Here is a 15,168-nt window from a genome sequence, read left to right as displayed (position 1 = left end):
CGGGCTCGGCGGGCTCGGCGGGCTCGGCGGGCTCGGCGGGCTCGGCGGGCTCGGCGGGCTCGGCGGGCTCGGCGGGCTCGGCGGGCTCGGCGGGCGGGTCATCGCGGGTGGGTCATCGCGGGCGTCCGTCCCGGTAGACCTCGAGGACGAGTTCGACGGCCCGGACGGGTGTGGACTGGCCGCCGGGTGCGGGCAGCGCCTCTTCGAGGACGACGCCGTCGGTGTGCCGGGACAGCCATTTGGCCAGGCAGCGCAGGTGCAGGGCGTTGCCGAGGTCCGCGAGGTGCGGCTTGGGGCGGGCCAGCCGGCTCAGGAAGTCCTCGGTGGCCCGGCCCGTCGGGGGGCCGGCCATCGGGTGCAGGAAGACCTGTTCGGGCAGGCCGAGCAGGGCGCGCCAGTCGGCCGTGGCGGCTGCGGGGACCCGGCCGGGTCCGGTGTCGGCGGCGAGGTCGGCGCGCAGGCGGGCCACCACGCCGGAGGGCAGCAGCCAGCGGCGGCGCTGGAGCACCACGTGCCGGTGGCGGAGCCGGGAGCCGACGGTGACGGTGCCGCCGGGTGCGGCCAGGGTCCTGCGGGGGGCGAGGGGCCGGAAGTCGACGACCCCGCCCGGGTGGTCGCCGAGGTGGGGTGCGATGCGGGCCGGCAGCAGCACGGGGGCGAGGAAGCCGGGGTAGAGCACGTCGAGCGGTTCGCCGGTGGTCCGCAGGTGCACGCGGACCTGGTCGGTGGCTTCGTCGTGGACGAGTTCCAGGTCGGCCTCGGCGATCGGGGTGCGGTGCCGGTCGGGGCCGATCTCGTCCGGGACGAGGAGGGGGTGGAGGTTGGCGTTGAACCCGCCGACGGGGCGGATCTGGGCGGGGCGGGCGCCGGGGCCGAGGCCGCGGCGGATCTGCCGGGACACCTCGGCGGTGGCGCGGGGGTCCAGGGAGTCCAGGAAGCGGCTGGCGAAGCGGCCCCATCCGCCGTAGACGTGGTTGACGGCCAGGAGGCCGGTGGCGGGGTCGCGCTGGAGGAAGTAGGCGTAGCTGAGGGGCCGTTCGACGGTCGGGGCGGGGAGCCGCTCCCCGAGGGTCTTGAGGGTGTCCGCGGGCAGCACCGCCTCGTCGGAGGCACCGGAGGCATCGGGGAGGTCCGGGCTGTCGGGGGTGTGGCGGCCGGCGGGGCCGTTACGGTCCCGCAGGGCGTCGGCGACCTCCGCGCGCAGCCGGGCGAGCGGTTCGGTCGCGCTGGGGAAGCGGTCCCGGTCGGCGGGGTCGAGGAGGGCGATCCGTCCGGCGGACTCCCAGGCGGCGGTGACGTCGGCGCCGAACTCCCAGGGGTGCGCGCAGCGTCCGCCGGCCCCGTAGCGCTCGACGAAGCGGTCCCGGACGGCGCGGCGGACGAGATGGCCGAGGTCGAAGAGTTCGGCGAGGGCGGTGACCTCGCCGAGCGCCTCGTGGTCGGCGGCGCCGAGGAAGCCGTCGAGCGCCAGCGGGCTGGGGGCGACCACGTCTTCGGACAGGACCGTCAGCGGGGCGGAGCGGGCGGGGACGGGCCGGCCGGCGGCGGCCAGTTCGGCGGTCCAGCGGTGGGTGAGGACGGTGAGCCGGTCGGGGCGCTCCGCGGCCGGGGCGGCGGCGAACCGGGCGGTAAGTGAGGCGAGTTCGGTGATCCGGTCGGCGCGTCGGGCGTCCTCGGGGTGGCCGGGCGCGAAGGACCGTACCCAGGCGGCGAGGTGTTGCAGGGGGTCGGGGTCCTGCGGGGGGACGGGGTCCTGCGGGACCAGCAGGCCGGCACGGGTGAGCCGGTCGAGGAAGGCGGCGGCCGCGGCCCGGCCCCCGTCGGGACTGCCGTCGGCGCCGCTGTCGGCGTCATCGGCGTCGCCGTCACCGGGCGGGCGGAGTGCGGCGGCCAGATGGTGTGTCAGTTCCTCGAGCGGTACGGGGTCGTCGGCGAGGGCGGTGAGCAGGCGCAGCGGCCCGCCGGAGGCGACCTCCGCCTCGTCCTCGCCGGGCACGAGGTAGCGGCCGCCGGCGAAGGAGGGCCGGTCGCGGGAGTACGCGGTGCGTCCGCCGGCGGTGCGTGCGGTGCTGGTGATGCGGTGGGGCAGTGTGGTGCGGCGGTGCGGTGCGTCGAGGAGGGCGAGGGTCAGGGCGGTCGTCAGGGTGCGGTTGGTCCGTACGACGGACCGCAGGGGGGTGTCGAGGACGGGTGCGGTGCCCCAGGAGGCCACCGGGCGGGCCGCGCCGTCGGCGGGGGCGCCGGCCAGCGGGCCCCATCCGACCGCCGTGAACCACGACAGCGGGCTGGTCTTGGTGCTGGCCCGTAGGGCGTAGCGCAGCACGGTGGGCTCCTCCTTGCGGGCCCGGCGGTCGGCCGCTCCGGTGGCGGCGCGGTTCACGGCGCGCAGCAGGTCGGCGCTGGTCAGTGCGGTGGCCTTGGCGAGGGCGGGTTCGCGGCAGAGGGCGGCGAGCGCGGCGCGTTCGGCGTCGAGGGCGGGGCCTGCGGCGGCGTCGAGGGCGGTGAGGAGGGTGTCGCGGTCGGCGCGCAGGGTGAGCCAGGCGCCGAGGCGGGGAAGGCGGGCCGGCAGGTCGCCGAGGCGGGCGAGCAGGGCGGGGCGGGGTTCGCGGCCGTTGTGCAGGGCCCGCCGCAGGGGCAGGACGACATCGCGGTGGAAGGCGGCGGGGTGGCCGTCGCGGGCGGCGTACAGGTCGTCGCAGAGCGGTGCGGTGGTCAGGGCCAGTTCGGTGTCGAGGCGGTGGAGGCGGGCCAGCAGGTCCCGGAAGGCGGCCGGGGCGGGGTGCTGGGCCGGGTGGGCGAGCACGGTGGCGCGGGCCAGCGCGTAGGGCGCGGACCGGACCCGGTAGCCGTCGGCGCCGGGGGTGGGATGCGGCTGCGGCATGGGTTCCCGTCCTGTGGGTGGGGGCGGCGCGCGGGCTTCCCGCCGGGCGCGGGGCACGGCGGGAAGCGTCTGCCGAGCGGTGGTGCCGTGGTGCGGCGGCGCGGTCATGCGTGGCGCGGTCATTCGGTGGTGCGGTCATGCCGTGGCGCGGTCATGCGGTGGTGCCGTGGTGCGTCCGTATCCCCTACACGGGGAGTTCGGGCAGCTGCGGGTGGGCGCAGGAGGACGAGCCGCAGGAACAGGAGCTGCCGCCGTTGGACGCGCCGCCCTCGGGCAGCGCGACCGTGTCCCGCATGGAGGTCACGGTGAGTTCACCGAGGTCGAGGTCGTCGAGGTCGAAACCGGCGGACTGCGTGCTGTCGGTCATGGTTTTCCTCTCGTGTGAGGGTCAGGAAGCCTCGAGGGCGACCGCGTCGTGCGGCTGGGCGCAGGACGACGACCCCTGGCAGGAGCAGGAGCCCCAGGACGCCCCGCCCTCGGGCAGTGCGGCGGTGTCCCGCATCGAGGTGACGGTGAGGTCCCCGAGGTCGAGCTCCAGGTCTTGGAGTTCGAATTCGGGACGTGCGGTGTCGGACATATGTGTCTCCCGGGATGTGGAAGCGGAAAGCCGAAGGTGCACTGAACGTCTGGCGACCGGATCGTCCGGAAAGCATTGCGAGGCCGTCCGGACGGCGGCAAGCGCGTGGGACTTCTGCTCGCCACCTCGGCAAGTCCGGTTCGACTTCGTCACGTCGCTGCCGTACGAAACCGGCCGCGGGGGTGTTGCGGCCGGTGTTCCGGCCGCTCCCCAGTATTCCCCGGGGTCGCTCGAGCCCTGCCGGAGCGTAAGCGGCCGCATTTCCCGGCGGGGGCACGGAAATTGCGGTGCCCGTCCCGAGTGCAGTGAATTCCAGGGGCGTTATCCGGTGACGGCCGGCCGCGGGGTCGTGCTGTTGCTTCCTGCACGTGCGGAAGGCCCGGCCCCGGCCCCGGCCCCGAGCAACACACCCTGCCGTCGGGCGCGCCCCGCACCCTGACGCGGCGACTCACGCCATGATCGACCGTGCGCGGGCGACAGCCCCGTGCCGGGACAGGCGCAGACGCATCGCGGTCCGTGCGGACGCCGGCGCCATGACGCACACGAGGTCGGGCACATGAGCGGATTGCCGCAGGACGCGCTGGTGGGAACCTGGCAGCTCACCGGATCGAGCGTCAGGTGGCGGTCCCGGCCCGTTCCCGCCTCCGCGAGCGGCACCCTCATCTACACCGCGGCCGGCACGGTGTCGGCCGTCATGGAAATGCACCTCGGGCGCCCTGTGCGGCTGGGCAGGACCTTCGCCTACACCGGGCGCTTCAGGACCGCGGGCGACGAAGCCGTGCACCGGGTCGACATCGGCACCTGGCCGTTCAAGCCGGGCCAGGACCTGCGCCGCCGCGCCGTGCTCCTCGGCCCGGACCACCTGCGGCTCGAACCGCTGCACCCCGGCCACGGCCTCGCCCTGTCCCTGACCTGGCAGCGCACGGACACGGGCACGGGCATGGGCACGGGCCGGACCGACACCACCACCAGCTGACCGGCCTGCCGGTGCGTGCCGGGACGCCGGCAGGCTCCGGGTGCTGCGGGGCGTACGACGGTGCCCCCGGGCCGGCGGGAAGCCGGGCGGCGAGGGCATCTGTCATCGCTGCAATTCGCGGCACGGGCCGCAGGACAGGAGAACGGTCAGTCCCGCTTGTACCCGTCGCCGAAGTTCAGCGTGTGCTCCAGGACGTCCTCCAGCGGATCGTCGATCTGACTGGTGTTGATCAGTGCGACCACCGGCGCGTTCTGCGTGCGGTGGTCGTCCGCCGCGGCGGTACCGGCGGCAACGACAGTGAGGGCGGCCACGAGGGCTCCCGTAATGATCTTCTTCATGCCCCGGCCAACGACCCGGGGCCCCGGAGGATGCGAACAACCGCAACCGCACGCCGTCCCCGCCGGTGCCGGGGCCGCAAACCCGGTGGACCTTGCCGGTCAACGCTAGATCGAGCCGACGACCTTGCGGGGAACGACCCGGACCACGACGCGCGGGGCGTCGTCGACGGAGGCGGGGTTGAAGTCCCGGTAGTCCTTGCCCGTGTACTTGCGCGAGAGTTCGTTGATCAGCTCCTGGCCGCCCTCCGTGCTCAGCTCGGCCGTACCGCGGACCTCTGCGTAGCTGTACGGCGCGTCGGTCGGGTTGATCATCACGGTGATGCGCGGGTCGCGGCGCAGGTTCTTCTCCTTCCTGCGCCCCACGGTCGTGGAGATGAGCAGTTCCTCGCCGTCGCGCGTCAGCCAGGTCACCGACAGCTGGGGGCTGCCGTCGGGCTGGATGGTCGCCACCGTGGCGAAGACGGGGGAATCGTCGATGATGCGCTTGAGATCATCGGAGAGTGCGGCAGACACGGGCGCGGGCCTTTCCGAGGGGGCGGTCCCGTGCCTGCGGCACGGGACTCGACAACATCTGACCCCGCGTCACCATAGCCCCGCAGCGATGCCGCCCCGCGTGGCAACACGACCCCCAACGGGTGATCACTCCCCCGACGGACTTCGGCCGGGCCCCCGGCCGGGCGGTGCGGCGGGCGAGCGCGCCGCGGCGGGCCGGTGAGGGCCCGCGGGACGGGACGCTCGTGGGCGGCAGCCCAAGCGCACCCGACGCCGCATGCGGCCCGGCGGGTTCCGACTTCTGCACAGCCGACCGAAAAGCGGCGGCCCACGTCCCGGAAAGGCCTCGGCGGACGGCCGGTCGCGGGGAGGAGATTCGACCATAACGGGATCTTCATTCCCCTTTCTCCGGTCGTTTTCCCGTCACACGACGGAGGGAGCAGAAGGCGGTTTTTCGCCACTCGGGGACCTCCCCCCACCGGGTTTCATTCATCGTGCATTTATCGCGTGCCAGCATGTGGGCGGTGAGATAAACCGTCCGCCGAGGAAACCGACATGACGGAGTGTTTTCTTGACCACTTACCTCAGGCGCAATGCCTGCCCACGGATACTCCTGGCGCTGATCGCGGCCCTGTGCGGAATCATCGCGGCCACCGCGCTCGGTACGGCCCCGGCGTCCGCAGCCGATCAGCGTCGTCCCGTCTACGCCATCGCGCACCGCGTCAACACCCTGGACGGTGTGGACGCCGCGCTCAAGCACGGCGCCAACAGCATCGAGATAGACGTCTGCGCCTGGTGGAACCCGAACGAGTGGCGGGCCTATCACGACTGTTCCTCGGCCGGTGACAACCGGCTGGGCCCCGGCTTCGACAGCATGATCGACCGCATTCTCGCCCATGCCGATGCAGGACGGCGGCTGGCGCTGGTCTGGCTGGACATCAAGGACCCGAACTACTGCGGGGAGCGGGAGAACCGCGGGTGCAGCGTCGCCGGACTGCGCGACAAGGCGCAGCGGCTGACGGCTGCCGGGATCCCGGTGCTCTACGGGTTCTACGAGTACCACGGCGGCAGCGACCCGGACGTCGGCGGCCGGGGCTGGAAGAGCCTGGAGGGCCGGCTCGGCAGCCTGGAGGGGATCACGACGACCGGGACCCGCGACCGGGTCCGGGGCGCTTTCGACCGGTCCGGTTCCGGATTCCCGGCCGGCCGCCGGGTGATGGACTACGGCGACAGCGACATCACCAAGGGGTTCGGCAACTGCACGGAGGCCACCTACTACACGTGCGCGGAGCTGAAGAAGGGCGCCGTGGACCGTGACGCCGGACAGCTCGCGGCCACACTGTCGTGGACGACCACGTACAACGATCCGTGGTACGTCGACAAACTGCTGGGCGACGGGCGCGTGGACGGCATCATCGCGGGCTACGGGGCCTTCACCGGAGTGCGCGAGTACGACGACAGCTGGCAGTGCGCCAACTCCATCGGCCTCATCCGTGACTGGGTGAACCGCCACGGCGGCACCCATCGCATGGCCGTCCCGGGTGACCGCCTGTTCCGGTAGAGCGGTGTGGACGGCCGCAGCGCCCGCTCCCCCTCACGGGGGAGCGACATCGCCTGCCGGGATGACGCCTCGCCGCCGAGGAGCGGAGACGGTGGGCACATGTCTGTCAACGCGGTCCGTCCGAAAGCGGCTTCACACGGCACCGAGCGTCCGGTCCCGAGATGGGCGCTCATCACCGCCCGTGCGGTCCCGCTGGTCCTGCTGCCCCATTGTCTGTGGCGGTTGCCGTTCGCTTTCGACTTCGACATGGGGCTGATCGATCCGAACGCGCCGGCCTGGGTGTGGTGGGCGGTGCCTTACGTCTTCGGGCTCAGTGTGCTGTCGGAGGCACTGGCGTTCCTTTCCCTCGGCCTGGTGCGGGGATGGGGCGAGGTCGTACCCGCCCGGCTGCCGGTGATCGGCGGGAAACGCATCCCGCCGATCGCGGCGATCGTCCCCGCCGCACTCGGCGGCCTGGTCCTGACCGCCCTGTGGGGAAGCATGCTGCTCGCCTGGCTGGACGTCGCGGGGGTGCACGCTCTCGGGTACTCCAGCGGCTGGTGGGAGGCGCTGGCGACGGTGTGCATCGCCCCGTCGATGCTGTGGGGCCCGATGGTGCTTGCGTTGACCTACGGCTACTACGTACGCCGCTGCCGGCCTGCGGATCCGGGGTGAACGGCCCTGCGGGTCAGTCCGCCGCCCGGGTCTTGGGGGTCCAGGGTTCGGCGGAGGGCTCGGGGCCGTCCAGGGCGTGGCGGAGTTTCTCCTTGAGGGTTTTCGGCGGGGCCTGGGTCTCTTCCCGTGTGTGGACGAGGCGGGCGGCGGTCACGCGTATGTGGCACTCGCGGTGACGCTGCCTCAGCTGGACCAGCCAGGCGCCGTCCGGGGTGAGGAAGGCCTGACGGGCCGGGGTGTCCCCCGGGCTCGTGTGGCGGGCCAGGACGGCCGGCAGGTAGTGGAGGGCCGCGTCCTCGGCCGCGGCGAGAGCCTGTTCCTGCGTACCGTTGACGGGATGGCTGGCCACCAGTGCCCAGCGGTGCAGCTTGAGTTCGACCCCGTCGGCGCAGCGAGTCGTCCGGGTGTCCTCCTCGATGAGGACGTACCACTGGTCAGTAGTCATGGCCGGAGCCTAGGGCGTCTCTTTCGGGTCCTGCCGGTCGGGCCCGGGGCGCAGCCGGGGTCGGTGGCGCCGTCCTGGTTCCGGCCGGCCGTCGGCGCGTGCGGTGTCAGTGCCGTGCGCCGAAGGCTCCGGTGCGGGCCGCCGCGGCGGCGGCCGCGGCGGCGCGGCGCGGCAGTGCCGGGTCCGGGGCGGCCCGGAGCAGCAGCAGTTCGTGGTAGAGCGGGGCGGTCGCCGCGACGAGCAGTGCCCGGCTGTCCGCGGGGCCGGGCAGCTCACCGCGTTCGGCCGCGCGGGTGACGACCGCCGTGCAGCGTGCGTAGCGGTCCTCCCAGAAGCGCGACAGCGCCGCGGCGGCTTCCGCGGACCGGAACCCGGCGGCGATCAGAGCCGTGGTCAGGTTCGGCCCGCCGCCGGCGAGTGCGGCGTACACCTCCTGGTTGAGGGCGGTCAGGTCGTCCTCCAGCGACCCGGTGTCCGGTGGGCTCCACATGTCGTCGGACGCGGCGTCGAGTACGTCGGCCAGCAGGCGCCCGACGTCGCCCCAGCGCCGGTAGACGGTCGTGCGGTGGACGCCTGCGCGTTCCGCGACCGCGTCGACCGTCAGCCCGTCGTACCCGGCCTCCAGGAGCAGCGCGCCGGCCGACTCCAGCACCTGGGTGCGGACGCGGGCGCTGCGGCCGCCCGTGCGGCGCCGCTTCGCGGCCGGTTCCTGTCGGCCGGAATCTTCGCTTGCCTGCGCGGTGGAATCCATGCCAACATTTTAACGCAACATTCGTCGCCTTAAAGGAGAACTCCCGTGCTCTTCCACCGCGTCACCACCCGCCGCACCGCCGCCGTGACGGCGATCCCCGCCCCCGAACCCCTGGAGCCGCTCTGTGACCGCGCAGCTCACCGCGTCTGACCTCACCAAGTCCTACCGAGGCCGCCTGGTCCTCGACTCCGTCGACTGCTCCGTCCCCGCCGGGGAACGCCTCGGCATCGTCGGCGAGAACGGCTCCGGCAAGTCCACCCTGCTCCGGCTGCTGGCGGGGGCCGAGCGCCCCGACCGCGGCCAGGTCGTCCTGCACGCCGAGGGCGGCGTCGGCCACCTCGCGCAGGAAGAGAGCCTCCCCCCGCACCTGACCGTCCAGCAGGTGGTCGACCGCGCCCTGGCCGAACTGCGTGTCCTGGAGCGGCGCCTGCGCCTGCTGGAGGCCCGCATGGCCGGCGGCGACGCCACCGCCGAGACCCTCACCGCGTACGCCGACACCCTCACCGCCTTCGAACTGCGCGGCGGGTACGACGCGGACGCCCGTGTGGAACGCTCCCTGCACGGCCTCGGCCTGCCGTCGCTGCCCCGCGAGTGCGCCGTCGGCGCTCTGTCCGGCGGCGAGACCGTGCGCCTGCGCCTGGCCGTGCTGCTCGCCGCCGCCCCGGAGGTGCTGCTCCTCGACGAGCCCACCAACCACCTCGACGGCGCCGCCCTGACCTGGCTGGAGGACCATCTGCGCGCCCGGCGCGGCATCACGGTCGCCGTCTCCCACGACCGGGCCTTCCTGGAACGCGTCGCCACCTCCCTCCTGGAGGTCGACGGCGACCTCCACAGGACCGTGCGGTACGGCAACGGCTACACCGGCTACCTCGCCGGGGGCGCCGCCGAACGGCGGCGGCGCGCCGAGGCCCACGCCGCGTGGCGGGCCGAGACGGCCCGGCTGCGCGAGGCCACCGCCGTCACCGCCCGCAGGGTGGCACCCGGCCGGGCCATGAAGGACGGCAACAAGATGGCGTACGACCGCGCCGCAGGCCGGGTCCAGCAGTCCCTCGCGAGCCGGGTCCGCAACGCCGAGGAACGGCTCGCCCGGCTGCTGGCCCGGCCGGTGCCCGCACCCGCGGACCCCCTGCGGTTCACCGCCGTACCGCGCACCACCGCCACCGGAGCCGGAGCCGGTGCCGGGGCCGGGGCGCCTTCCGGGCCGGCCGGGTCCGGCGACGCACGACGGCCGCTGCTGGCCGCCGCGGGAGTCTCGGTCCGGGGGCGGCTCGCGCCGGTGGACGTGAGCGTGCCGACCGGCGGCCGACTGCTGGTCACGGGCCCGAACGGGGCGGGCAAGAGCACCTTGCTGCACGTTCTGGCCGGATCCCTGGCCCCCGACCTCGGGCAGGTCGTACGGCACGGCCGGACCGGGCTGCTGGCCCAGCACACCGGCGTCGGAGCGGGCCACGGCACACTGCTCGCGGCCTACGCCGAGGGCCGCCCGGGAACTCCCGGAGAGCACGCCGAACGGCTCCTGTCGCTGGGCCTGTTCGCCCGCGACCGGCTGTCCGTCCCGGTCGGCTCCCTGTCCGTGGGGCAGCGGCAGCGGCTGGCCCTGGCCCGCCTGGTCACCGAACCGGCCGACGTCCTGCTGCTGGACGAGCCCACCAACCACCTCTCCCCCGCGCTGGCGGAGGAGCTGGAGGAGGCACTGGCCCGGTTCGCCGGAGCGGTGGTCGTCGTCAGCCACGACCGGCGACTGTGCGCCCGCTGGCCGGGCGACCGGCTCGCGCTGCGCGCCCCGGTGCCCGCCGCAGCCGGCACCCGCCCGTGACGGCCCGCCGGCCGGCCTCCCTGTCCCTCCTCCCCTCCCCGCCGAAAGGACGCCCCGCTTGACCACCTCCGTGAAGCCGCTCGGCACCCTCGCCCTGCCCACCGCCGGCTCCGGCCCGTACGCACTCGCCGCCGGGCCGGACGGCCGCCTGTGGTGCACCCTCGTCCACGCCGGGCGCATCGCCCGCCTCACCCCGTCGACCGGTCGCGTCGAGGAGTTCGTACTGGACTCCCCCGGCTGCGGCCCCACCCTGATCACCGGAGGACCGGACGGCGCCCTGTGGTTCACCCGGTACCGCGACCATCGGATCGGCCGGATCACGGTGGACGGCGAGACCCGCTCGTACGCGCTTCCCGGCGGCGCGGGCGGACCGTACGGGATCGCGGCCGGGCCCGACGGCGCCCTGTGGTTCACCCTGACGGACTCCGGCCGCATCGGCCGGATCGGCACCGATGGTGAGGTCCGCGAGTTCCCGCTGCCGTGCGAGGGGGGATTCCCGTCCTTCCTCACGGCGGGAGCCGACGGGGCCCTGTGGTTCACCCTCAACCAGGCGAACGCGATCGGCCGGATCACCGTCTCCGGCGAGGTCCGGATCCACCCTCTGCCCACACCCGGCGCCGCCCCGGTCGGACTCGCGGCCGGCCCGGACGGGAGCCTGTGGTTCGCCGAGATCGGCGCCGGGCGGATCGGGCGGCTCACGACCGGCGGGGCGGGCGTGGAGATCACCGGGTTCGCACTGCCCGAGGCCGACTGCCGCCCCCACGCCGTTGCGGTCGCCCCGGACGGGACCTGCTGGTTCACCGAGTGGGGCACCGGCCGGATCGGCTCCGTCACCCCGGACGGGAAGGTCACCGAACACCCGCTCGCGGATCCCGACCGCGAACCCCACGGACTGGCCTTCGGTCCGGACGGCACGCTGTACGTCGCCGAGGAGCGCGGCGGCGTCTCCCGGTGGGAGGTCCGCCCCACTTCCTGAAACGACCGGACAGCAGGGCCGTCGGCAAGGAGCGGGCCACCGGTGGGAGCCGGGCCGAACGGAGCCCCCGGCGGCGGACGGATGCCGGGTGGGGGCAGGCACATCCCGCCCGGCCCGTACGGTCGCCGCTCCCCGTGGAGGCTCAGCGGGCAGCCTGCACGGCCCTGTCCGTGCTCGTCCTGGTCCCCGGGCCGGACTGCCCGCCCGCCTGTCGGTCGGTCAGTTCAGGGTGAGCTCGAAGTACGCGGTCTCCCGGTAGCCGGCTTCCGGCGGATCGACTTCCACGGTGACCGGGATGCCCTTCGCGTCCGTGCTCGGCCTGATGCGGACCGGAACGGTGCGCTTCTTGTCCGTGCCCAGGGGCGGCATGAGCGCGGCGGCGGATTCCCGCGAGTTCAGCCAGTTCAGGCTGAAGCCGGAGGTGTGGTCGTCGAGCGACCGGCCCGCACGGACGACCAGTGGCGCGGGACCGTGCTCCGACACGCTGTCGACGGACGACTCTCCGCCGGGGCGGAGCTCTTCGTCGGTGTCGTTCTCGTAGGTCACGGTGAGGCTGTAGGTGCCGTCGGCCTCCGGGCGCGGCCGGCTGACGGTCACCTTCAGGCCGTCCTCGTACCGGGCGGTCGCGCCGGGGCCGAGGGGGTCCGCCACGTGTCCGGCAGGGCCGCTCTGTTCCAGCTGGCCGTAGCCGTCGAGGCCCTTCTCGAATTCGGCCAGCGCCCAGGCGCCCAGCACGGCCAGGACGACGAGGACCGCGGCGGCGACCGCGCAGCCGTTGAACCGCCGCGGCTTGTCCGCAGTGGGGGTGTCGGTGGGGGCCGGGTCCGTGTCCATGCAGGTCACGATAGGGAGCGGCCGGCACCCGGATCATGAGCGGGGGTACTCAAAGACGGCCTGAGTAGCCCCGTACGCACCGGCTCCCGTGGTCGCTCGCCGCTCTGCACCAGACCCGGACAGCGTCGGAAAGGGTTAAATCCAGCAGGCGTTTCGAGGTTAAAACCTGCTAGCGTCCGGGGTGGAGGTGGCGTGATGCCGAGTCAGGAAGAGCTGTTCGAGGCGGTGGACGCACTGCTGGAGGGCGAGCCGAAGCTGCCGCCGCCGGCGGAGCGGGCCCGGCTGCGTGAAGCGGCCGGTGTGTCGCAGGCGAAGCTGGCTCAGGCCTTGAAGTCGACGCCGCAGACGGTGAAGAACTGGGAGAACGGCCGCTCGGAGCCGAGGCCGCCGCGCCTGCAGGCGTACCTGCGGCTGCTGGAGGGCTGGGCCGAGAGGTACCCGGCGACCGCGCCCGTACCGGCGACCGGGCGGGCACCACAGGCCTTCACCGGCACCACGCAGCAGCCTGCCCCGGCCGCCGCCGCGGAACCGGTGCCCCTTGCCGCGGATCCGGCCCCTCCTGCACGGGCGCTCCCGCACCGTCCGGTGCGGAAGGCCGCCCCGCAGCCGGGCGCCGACCCGAGGTTCCCGCACGGTCCGCTCGCGGTCCTGGACGGCGACGGGACCGCGTACGGCGTGGACGGCATCGTGCTGGACTGCCCGGCCACGACGGTTGCGCAGCTGGTGGAGTGGACGCTGGCCGGGTCGGGGCTCGGTGCCGCGCCGCTGAACCGCAACGGGAAGGACTCCGACCCGCTGGTCGTGCTGACCGGGCCGGCCGCCGTACGGCTGGGCCTGCCGGAGCGGCTGGAGGGCCACGAGCAGCGCCGTTCCCTGCGCCTGGAGGACGACCACCCGGTCGTGAAGGAGCTCGCGCGGGCGAAGTGGAAGCTGACGCGGCGCGGCTTCGGGCCGTGGGCGCGGATCTACCGGCCGGCGCAGGCCGGTCAGCGCCGGTGCGTGCAGCTCGCGGTCCTGTCCTGGGACGCGCTCGATGCGCGGTCCTGGCCCGGCGTCAGCGAGATGGAGCCGGCCGGTATCGCCCGCGTCCTGGGTACGTACGCGGCCCGGGTGCTGACCCCGCGCGGCTCGGCCGCCGTCTCCGGGCTGGAGCTGATGACCGCGCTGCGCCCGCCGACCCGCGCCGTCAAGAACGAGACCACCGGCCAGTGGGAGTCCGGGTACAACCCGGGCAGCCTCGGCACCGGGCCGATGGACCCGGCGCCGCCCGAGGCCCCGGCCGAGCACCCTGTCGCCCGCGGCTGGACCGGGGGCTTCCTGGACGAGGAGGCCTACCAGTGGGTGCGCGAGGTGGAGCTGCTCACGGATGAGGAGTGCCTGCGGCCGTACGCGGTCGGCCTGGACATCAACACCGCGTTCCTCGCCGCCTCCGCGCGCCTGGTCGTCGGGCTGTCCGGCCCCGACCACTTCCACGCGCCGAGGTTCAACAAGAAGATCCCCGGCAGCTGGCTCGTGGACCTGTCGCACGTCGAGCCGGACCCGCGCCTGCCCTCGCCGTTCACACCGTCCGGCCTGCGGCCCCAGGGACCGGCCTGGTACCAGACCCACACCCTCGCCTACGCCCAGGAACTCGGCCACGAGGTGCAGCCGGTGGAGGCGTACCTGCGCAGGGAGACCGGCGCCTATCTGGATCCGTGGCACGACCGCCTCAAGACCGCCTACCTCGACACGCTCGCCGATCTGGGCGTGAGTGCCGAGCTGGACGACCGGCAGTTCCTCGCCGCGATGGAACGGCACAAGCAGGCCGACCCCGCGATGGCGGCCGTGCTCGCCGCGGTCAAGGCGACCGTCAAGGGCGGGGTCGGCAAGCTGCGCGAGCGCCCGCAGGGACGGCACTACCGTGACGGGGAGCGGTGGCCGGCGCTCGAACGGCCGACCTGGCGCCCCGACATCAGGGCCGCGGTCATTGCCAAGGCGCGGGTCAACATGCACCGCAAGATGGCGAACGTGGCGAGGGCGACCGGCCAGTACCCGCTCGGGGTGCTCTCCGACTGCGTCGTCTACGCCTCCCCCGGACCGTCCCCGCTCGACTTCCTGCCCTACACCGCCTCCGGCAAGCCGCTCCCCGGCTCCTTCCGGCTCGGGCCCACCCCCGGCGCGGCGAAGGTGGAAGGCGTGCAGGAGATGGCATGGGCGGTGGACCTGATGGAGAAGGGCCTCAACCCCGCCCGCCACATCAAGGGCGGCGACGCCGTCCTGGACGAAGGAGAGTAGAGGCGTGGGGGACATCGACGACGCCCTGGAACGCGCGGACCGCGAGGCCTTCACCCGGGAACCGCCCAAGACCCTGAAGGCCCGCATCAACTTCCTGGTGAAGCAGCTGAGGACGACCAGGTCCGTCGCGGCCGAGCTCGGCGTCAGCCAGCGCTCCGTCGAGCGCTACCGCACGGGCGAGCGCAAGACCCCGCCGAGGGAGATCACCGACCGGATCGACGCCGCGGTGCGGGCCCGCTGGCAGCCGAAGGTCCGCGGGCGCCGGCGGCAGCAGGCGGCCACCAGTACGGGCATCACGGTCGAGACCCGGGCCCGGTTCGGGTACACCGCGCCCGTCGGCACCACCGACGACGGCCGCATGCGCCGCCTCACCGTCCACCTCCCGCCCGCCTACGCGCAGCGCCTCTTCGACGCCCGGCAGCAGGGCGCCCCGGACCGGGAGCTGCGCGCGATCGTCGCCGAAGGCCTGCAGGACATCTACTTCAAGGACGGCGGCACCCGCGCCGACCGGCTCGAGGTCGAACTCACCGACATCGACTACATCGACGTGTCGTTCTGAGACGCCGCCGAAGAATTCCCGGCAACCGGTGGAT

The 15,168-nt window shown here is 74.0% G+C and carries 15 protein-coding genes; 7 read left to right on the top strand and 8 right to left on the bottom strand.

Annotation, left to right across the window (positions count from 1 at the left end; translation table 11 throughout):
- Nucleotides 1-112 precede the first annotated feature (112 nt).
- The 3 genes from ACWGE1_RS22880 to ACWGE1_RS22870 form a co-directional block, all read right to left on the bottom strand.
- Complete coding sequence (locus ACWGE1_RS22880) at nt 113-2,881, bottom strand: lantibiotic dehydratase (protein ID WP_453422338.1); 2,769 nt, start codon at nt 2,879-2,881, stop codon at nt 113-115.
- Nucleotides 2,882-3,065: 184 nt separating this feature from the next.
- Nucleotides 3,066-3,248: a thiazolylpeptide-type bacteriocin gene (locus ACWGE1_RS22875; RefSeq protein WP_453422337.1), complete on the bottom strand. Its 183-nt coding sequence runs from the start codon at nt 3,246-3,248 to the stop codon at nt 3,066-3,068.
- A 21-nt stretch (nt 3,249-3,269) separates the two neighbouring features.
- The gene (locus tag ACWGE1_RS22870; RefSeq protein ID WP_453422336.1) at nt 3,270-3,458 is read right to left on the bottom strand and encodes a thiazolylpeptide-type bacteriocin; all 189 of its coding nucleotides are present in this window, start codon (nt 3,456-3,458) and stop codon (nt 3,270-3,272) included.
- 556 nt (nt 3,459-4,014) lie between these two features.
- On the opposite strand from ACWGE1_RS22870, the gene ACWGE1_RS22865 reads away from it, so the two are divergent.
- Entirely contained in the window at nt 4,015-4,434 is a 420-nt protein-coding gene (locus tag ACWGE1_RS22865) for a hypothetical protein (protein ID WP_453422335.1), read from the top strand.
- A 146-nt stretch (nt 4,435-4,580) separates the two neighbouring features.
- On the opposite strand, the gene ACWGE1_RS22860 is transcribed toward ACWGE1_RS22865, so the two are convergent.
- Both ACWGE1_RS22860 and ACWGE1_RS22855 read right to left on the bottom strand, forming a co-directional pair.
- Entirely contained in the window at nt 4,581-4,772 is a 192-nt protein-coding gene (locus ACWGE1_RS22860; RefSeq protein WP_453422334.1) for a hypothetical protein, read from the bottom strand.
- A gap of 105 nt (nt 4,773-4,877) precedes the next feature.
- Nucleotides 4,878-5,285: a PPOX class F420-dependent oxidoreductase gene (locus ACWGE1_RS22855; RefSeq protein ID WP_453422333.1), complete on the bottom strand. Its 408-nt coding sequence runs from the start codon at nt 5,283-5,285 to the stop codon at nt 4,878-4,880.
- A gap of 550 nt (nt 5,286-5,835) precedes the next feature.
- Between ACWGE1_RS22855 and ACWGE1_RS22850 the strand changes: the two genes are divergently transcribed.
- Nucleotides 5,836-6,825 (top strand): phospholipase, encoded by a 990-nt coding sequence (locus ACWGE1_RS22850; RefSeq protein WP_453422332.1) that lies wholly within the window; start codon nt 5,836-5,838, stop codon nt 6,823-6,825.
- 99 nt (nt 6,826-6,924) lie between these two features.
- The gene (locus tag ACWGE1_RS22845; protein ID WP_453422331.1) at nt 6,925-7,479 is read left to right on the top strand and encodes a hypothetical protein; all 555 of its coding nucleotides are present in this window, start codon (nt 6,925-6,927) and stop codon (nt 7,477-7,479) included.
- Between the two features lie 13 nt (nt 7,480-7,492).
- Here ACWGE1_RS22845 and ACWGE1_RS22840 read toward each other — a convergent pair whose 3' ends face one another.
- Nucleotides 7,493-7,924: a hypothetical protein gene (locus tag ACWGE1_RS22840; RefSeq protein WP_453422330.1), complete on the bottom strand. Its 432-nt coding sequence runs from the start codon at nt 7,922-7,924 to the stop codon at nt 7,493-7,495.
- Between the two features lie 106 nt (nt 7,925-8,030).
- A complete protein-coding gene (locus ACWGE1_RS22835; protein ID WP_453422329.1) occupies nt 8,031-8,675 on the bottom strand; it encodes a TetR/AcrR family transcriptional regulator in 645 nt (214 codons plus the stop codon).
- Between the two features lie 124 nt (nt 8,676-8,799).
- Between ACWGE1_RS22835 and ACWGE1_RS22830 the strand changes: the two genes are divergently transcribed.
- Entirely contained in the window at nt 8,800-10,491 is a 1,692-nt protein-coding gene (locus ACWGE1_RS22830; protein WP_453422328.1) for an ABC-F family ATP-binding cassette domain-containing protein, read from the top strand.
- Nucleotides 10,492-10,549: 58 nt separating this feature from the next.
- Complete coding sequence (locus ACWGE1_RS22825; protein WP_453422327.1) at nt 10,550-11,467, top strand: Vgb family protein; 918 nt, start codon at nt 10,550-10,552, stop codon at nt 11,465-11,467.
- 219 nt (nt 11,468-11,686) lie between these two features.
- On the opposite strand, the gene ACWGE1_RS22820 is transcribed toward ACWGE1_RS22825, so the two are convergent.
- Nucleotides 11,687-12,301 carry a hypothetical protein gene (locus ACWGE1_RS22820; RefSeq protein WP_453422326.1) on the bottom strand — a complete coding sequence of 205 codons (615 nt, stop codon included), beginning with the start codon at nt 12,299-12,301 and terminating at the stop codon, nt 11,687-11,689.
- Between the two features lie 195 nt (nt 12,302-12,496).
- On the opposite strand from ACWGE1_RS22820, the gene tap reads away from it, so the two are divergent.
- Both tap and tpg read left to right on the top strand, forming a co-directional pair.
- On the top strand, nt 12,497-14,575 hold the full coding sequence (gene tap, locus ACWGE1_RS22815) for a telomere-associated protein Tap (protein ID WP_453422325.1): 2,079 nt from the start codon (nt 12,497-12,499) through the stop codon (nt 14,573-14,575).
- Between the two features lie 4 nt (nt 14,576-14,579).
- Nucleotides 14,580-15,134: a telomere-protecting terminal protein Tpg gene (gene tpg, locus ACWGE1_RS22810; RefSeq protein ID WP_453422324.1), complete on the top strand. Its 555-nt coding sequence runs from the start codon at nt 14,580-14,582 to the stop codon at nt 15,132-15,134.
- The last annotated feature ends 34 nt before the right edge of the window (nt 15,135-15,168 follow it).

The organism is Streptomyces sp. NPDC054932 (assembly GCF_053610205.1).
This window is presented reverse-complemented; position numbering and strand designations above follow the sequence as displayed.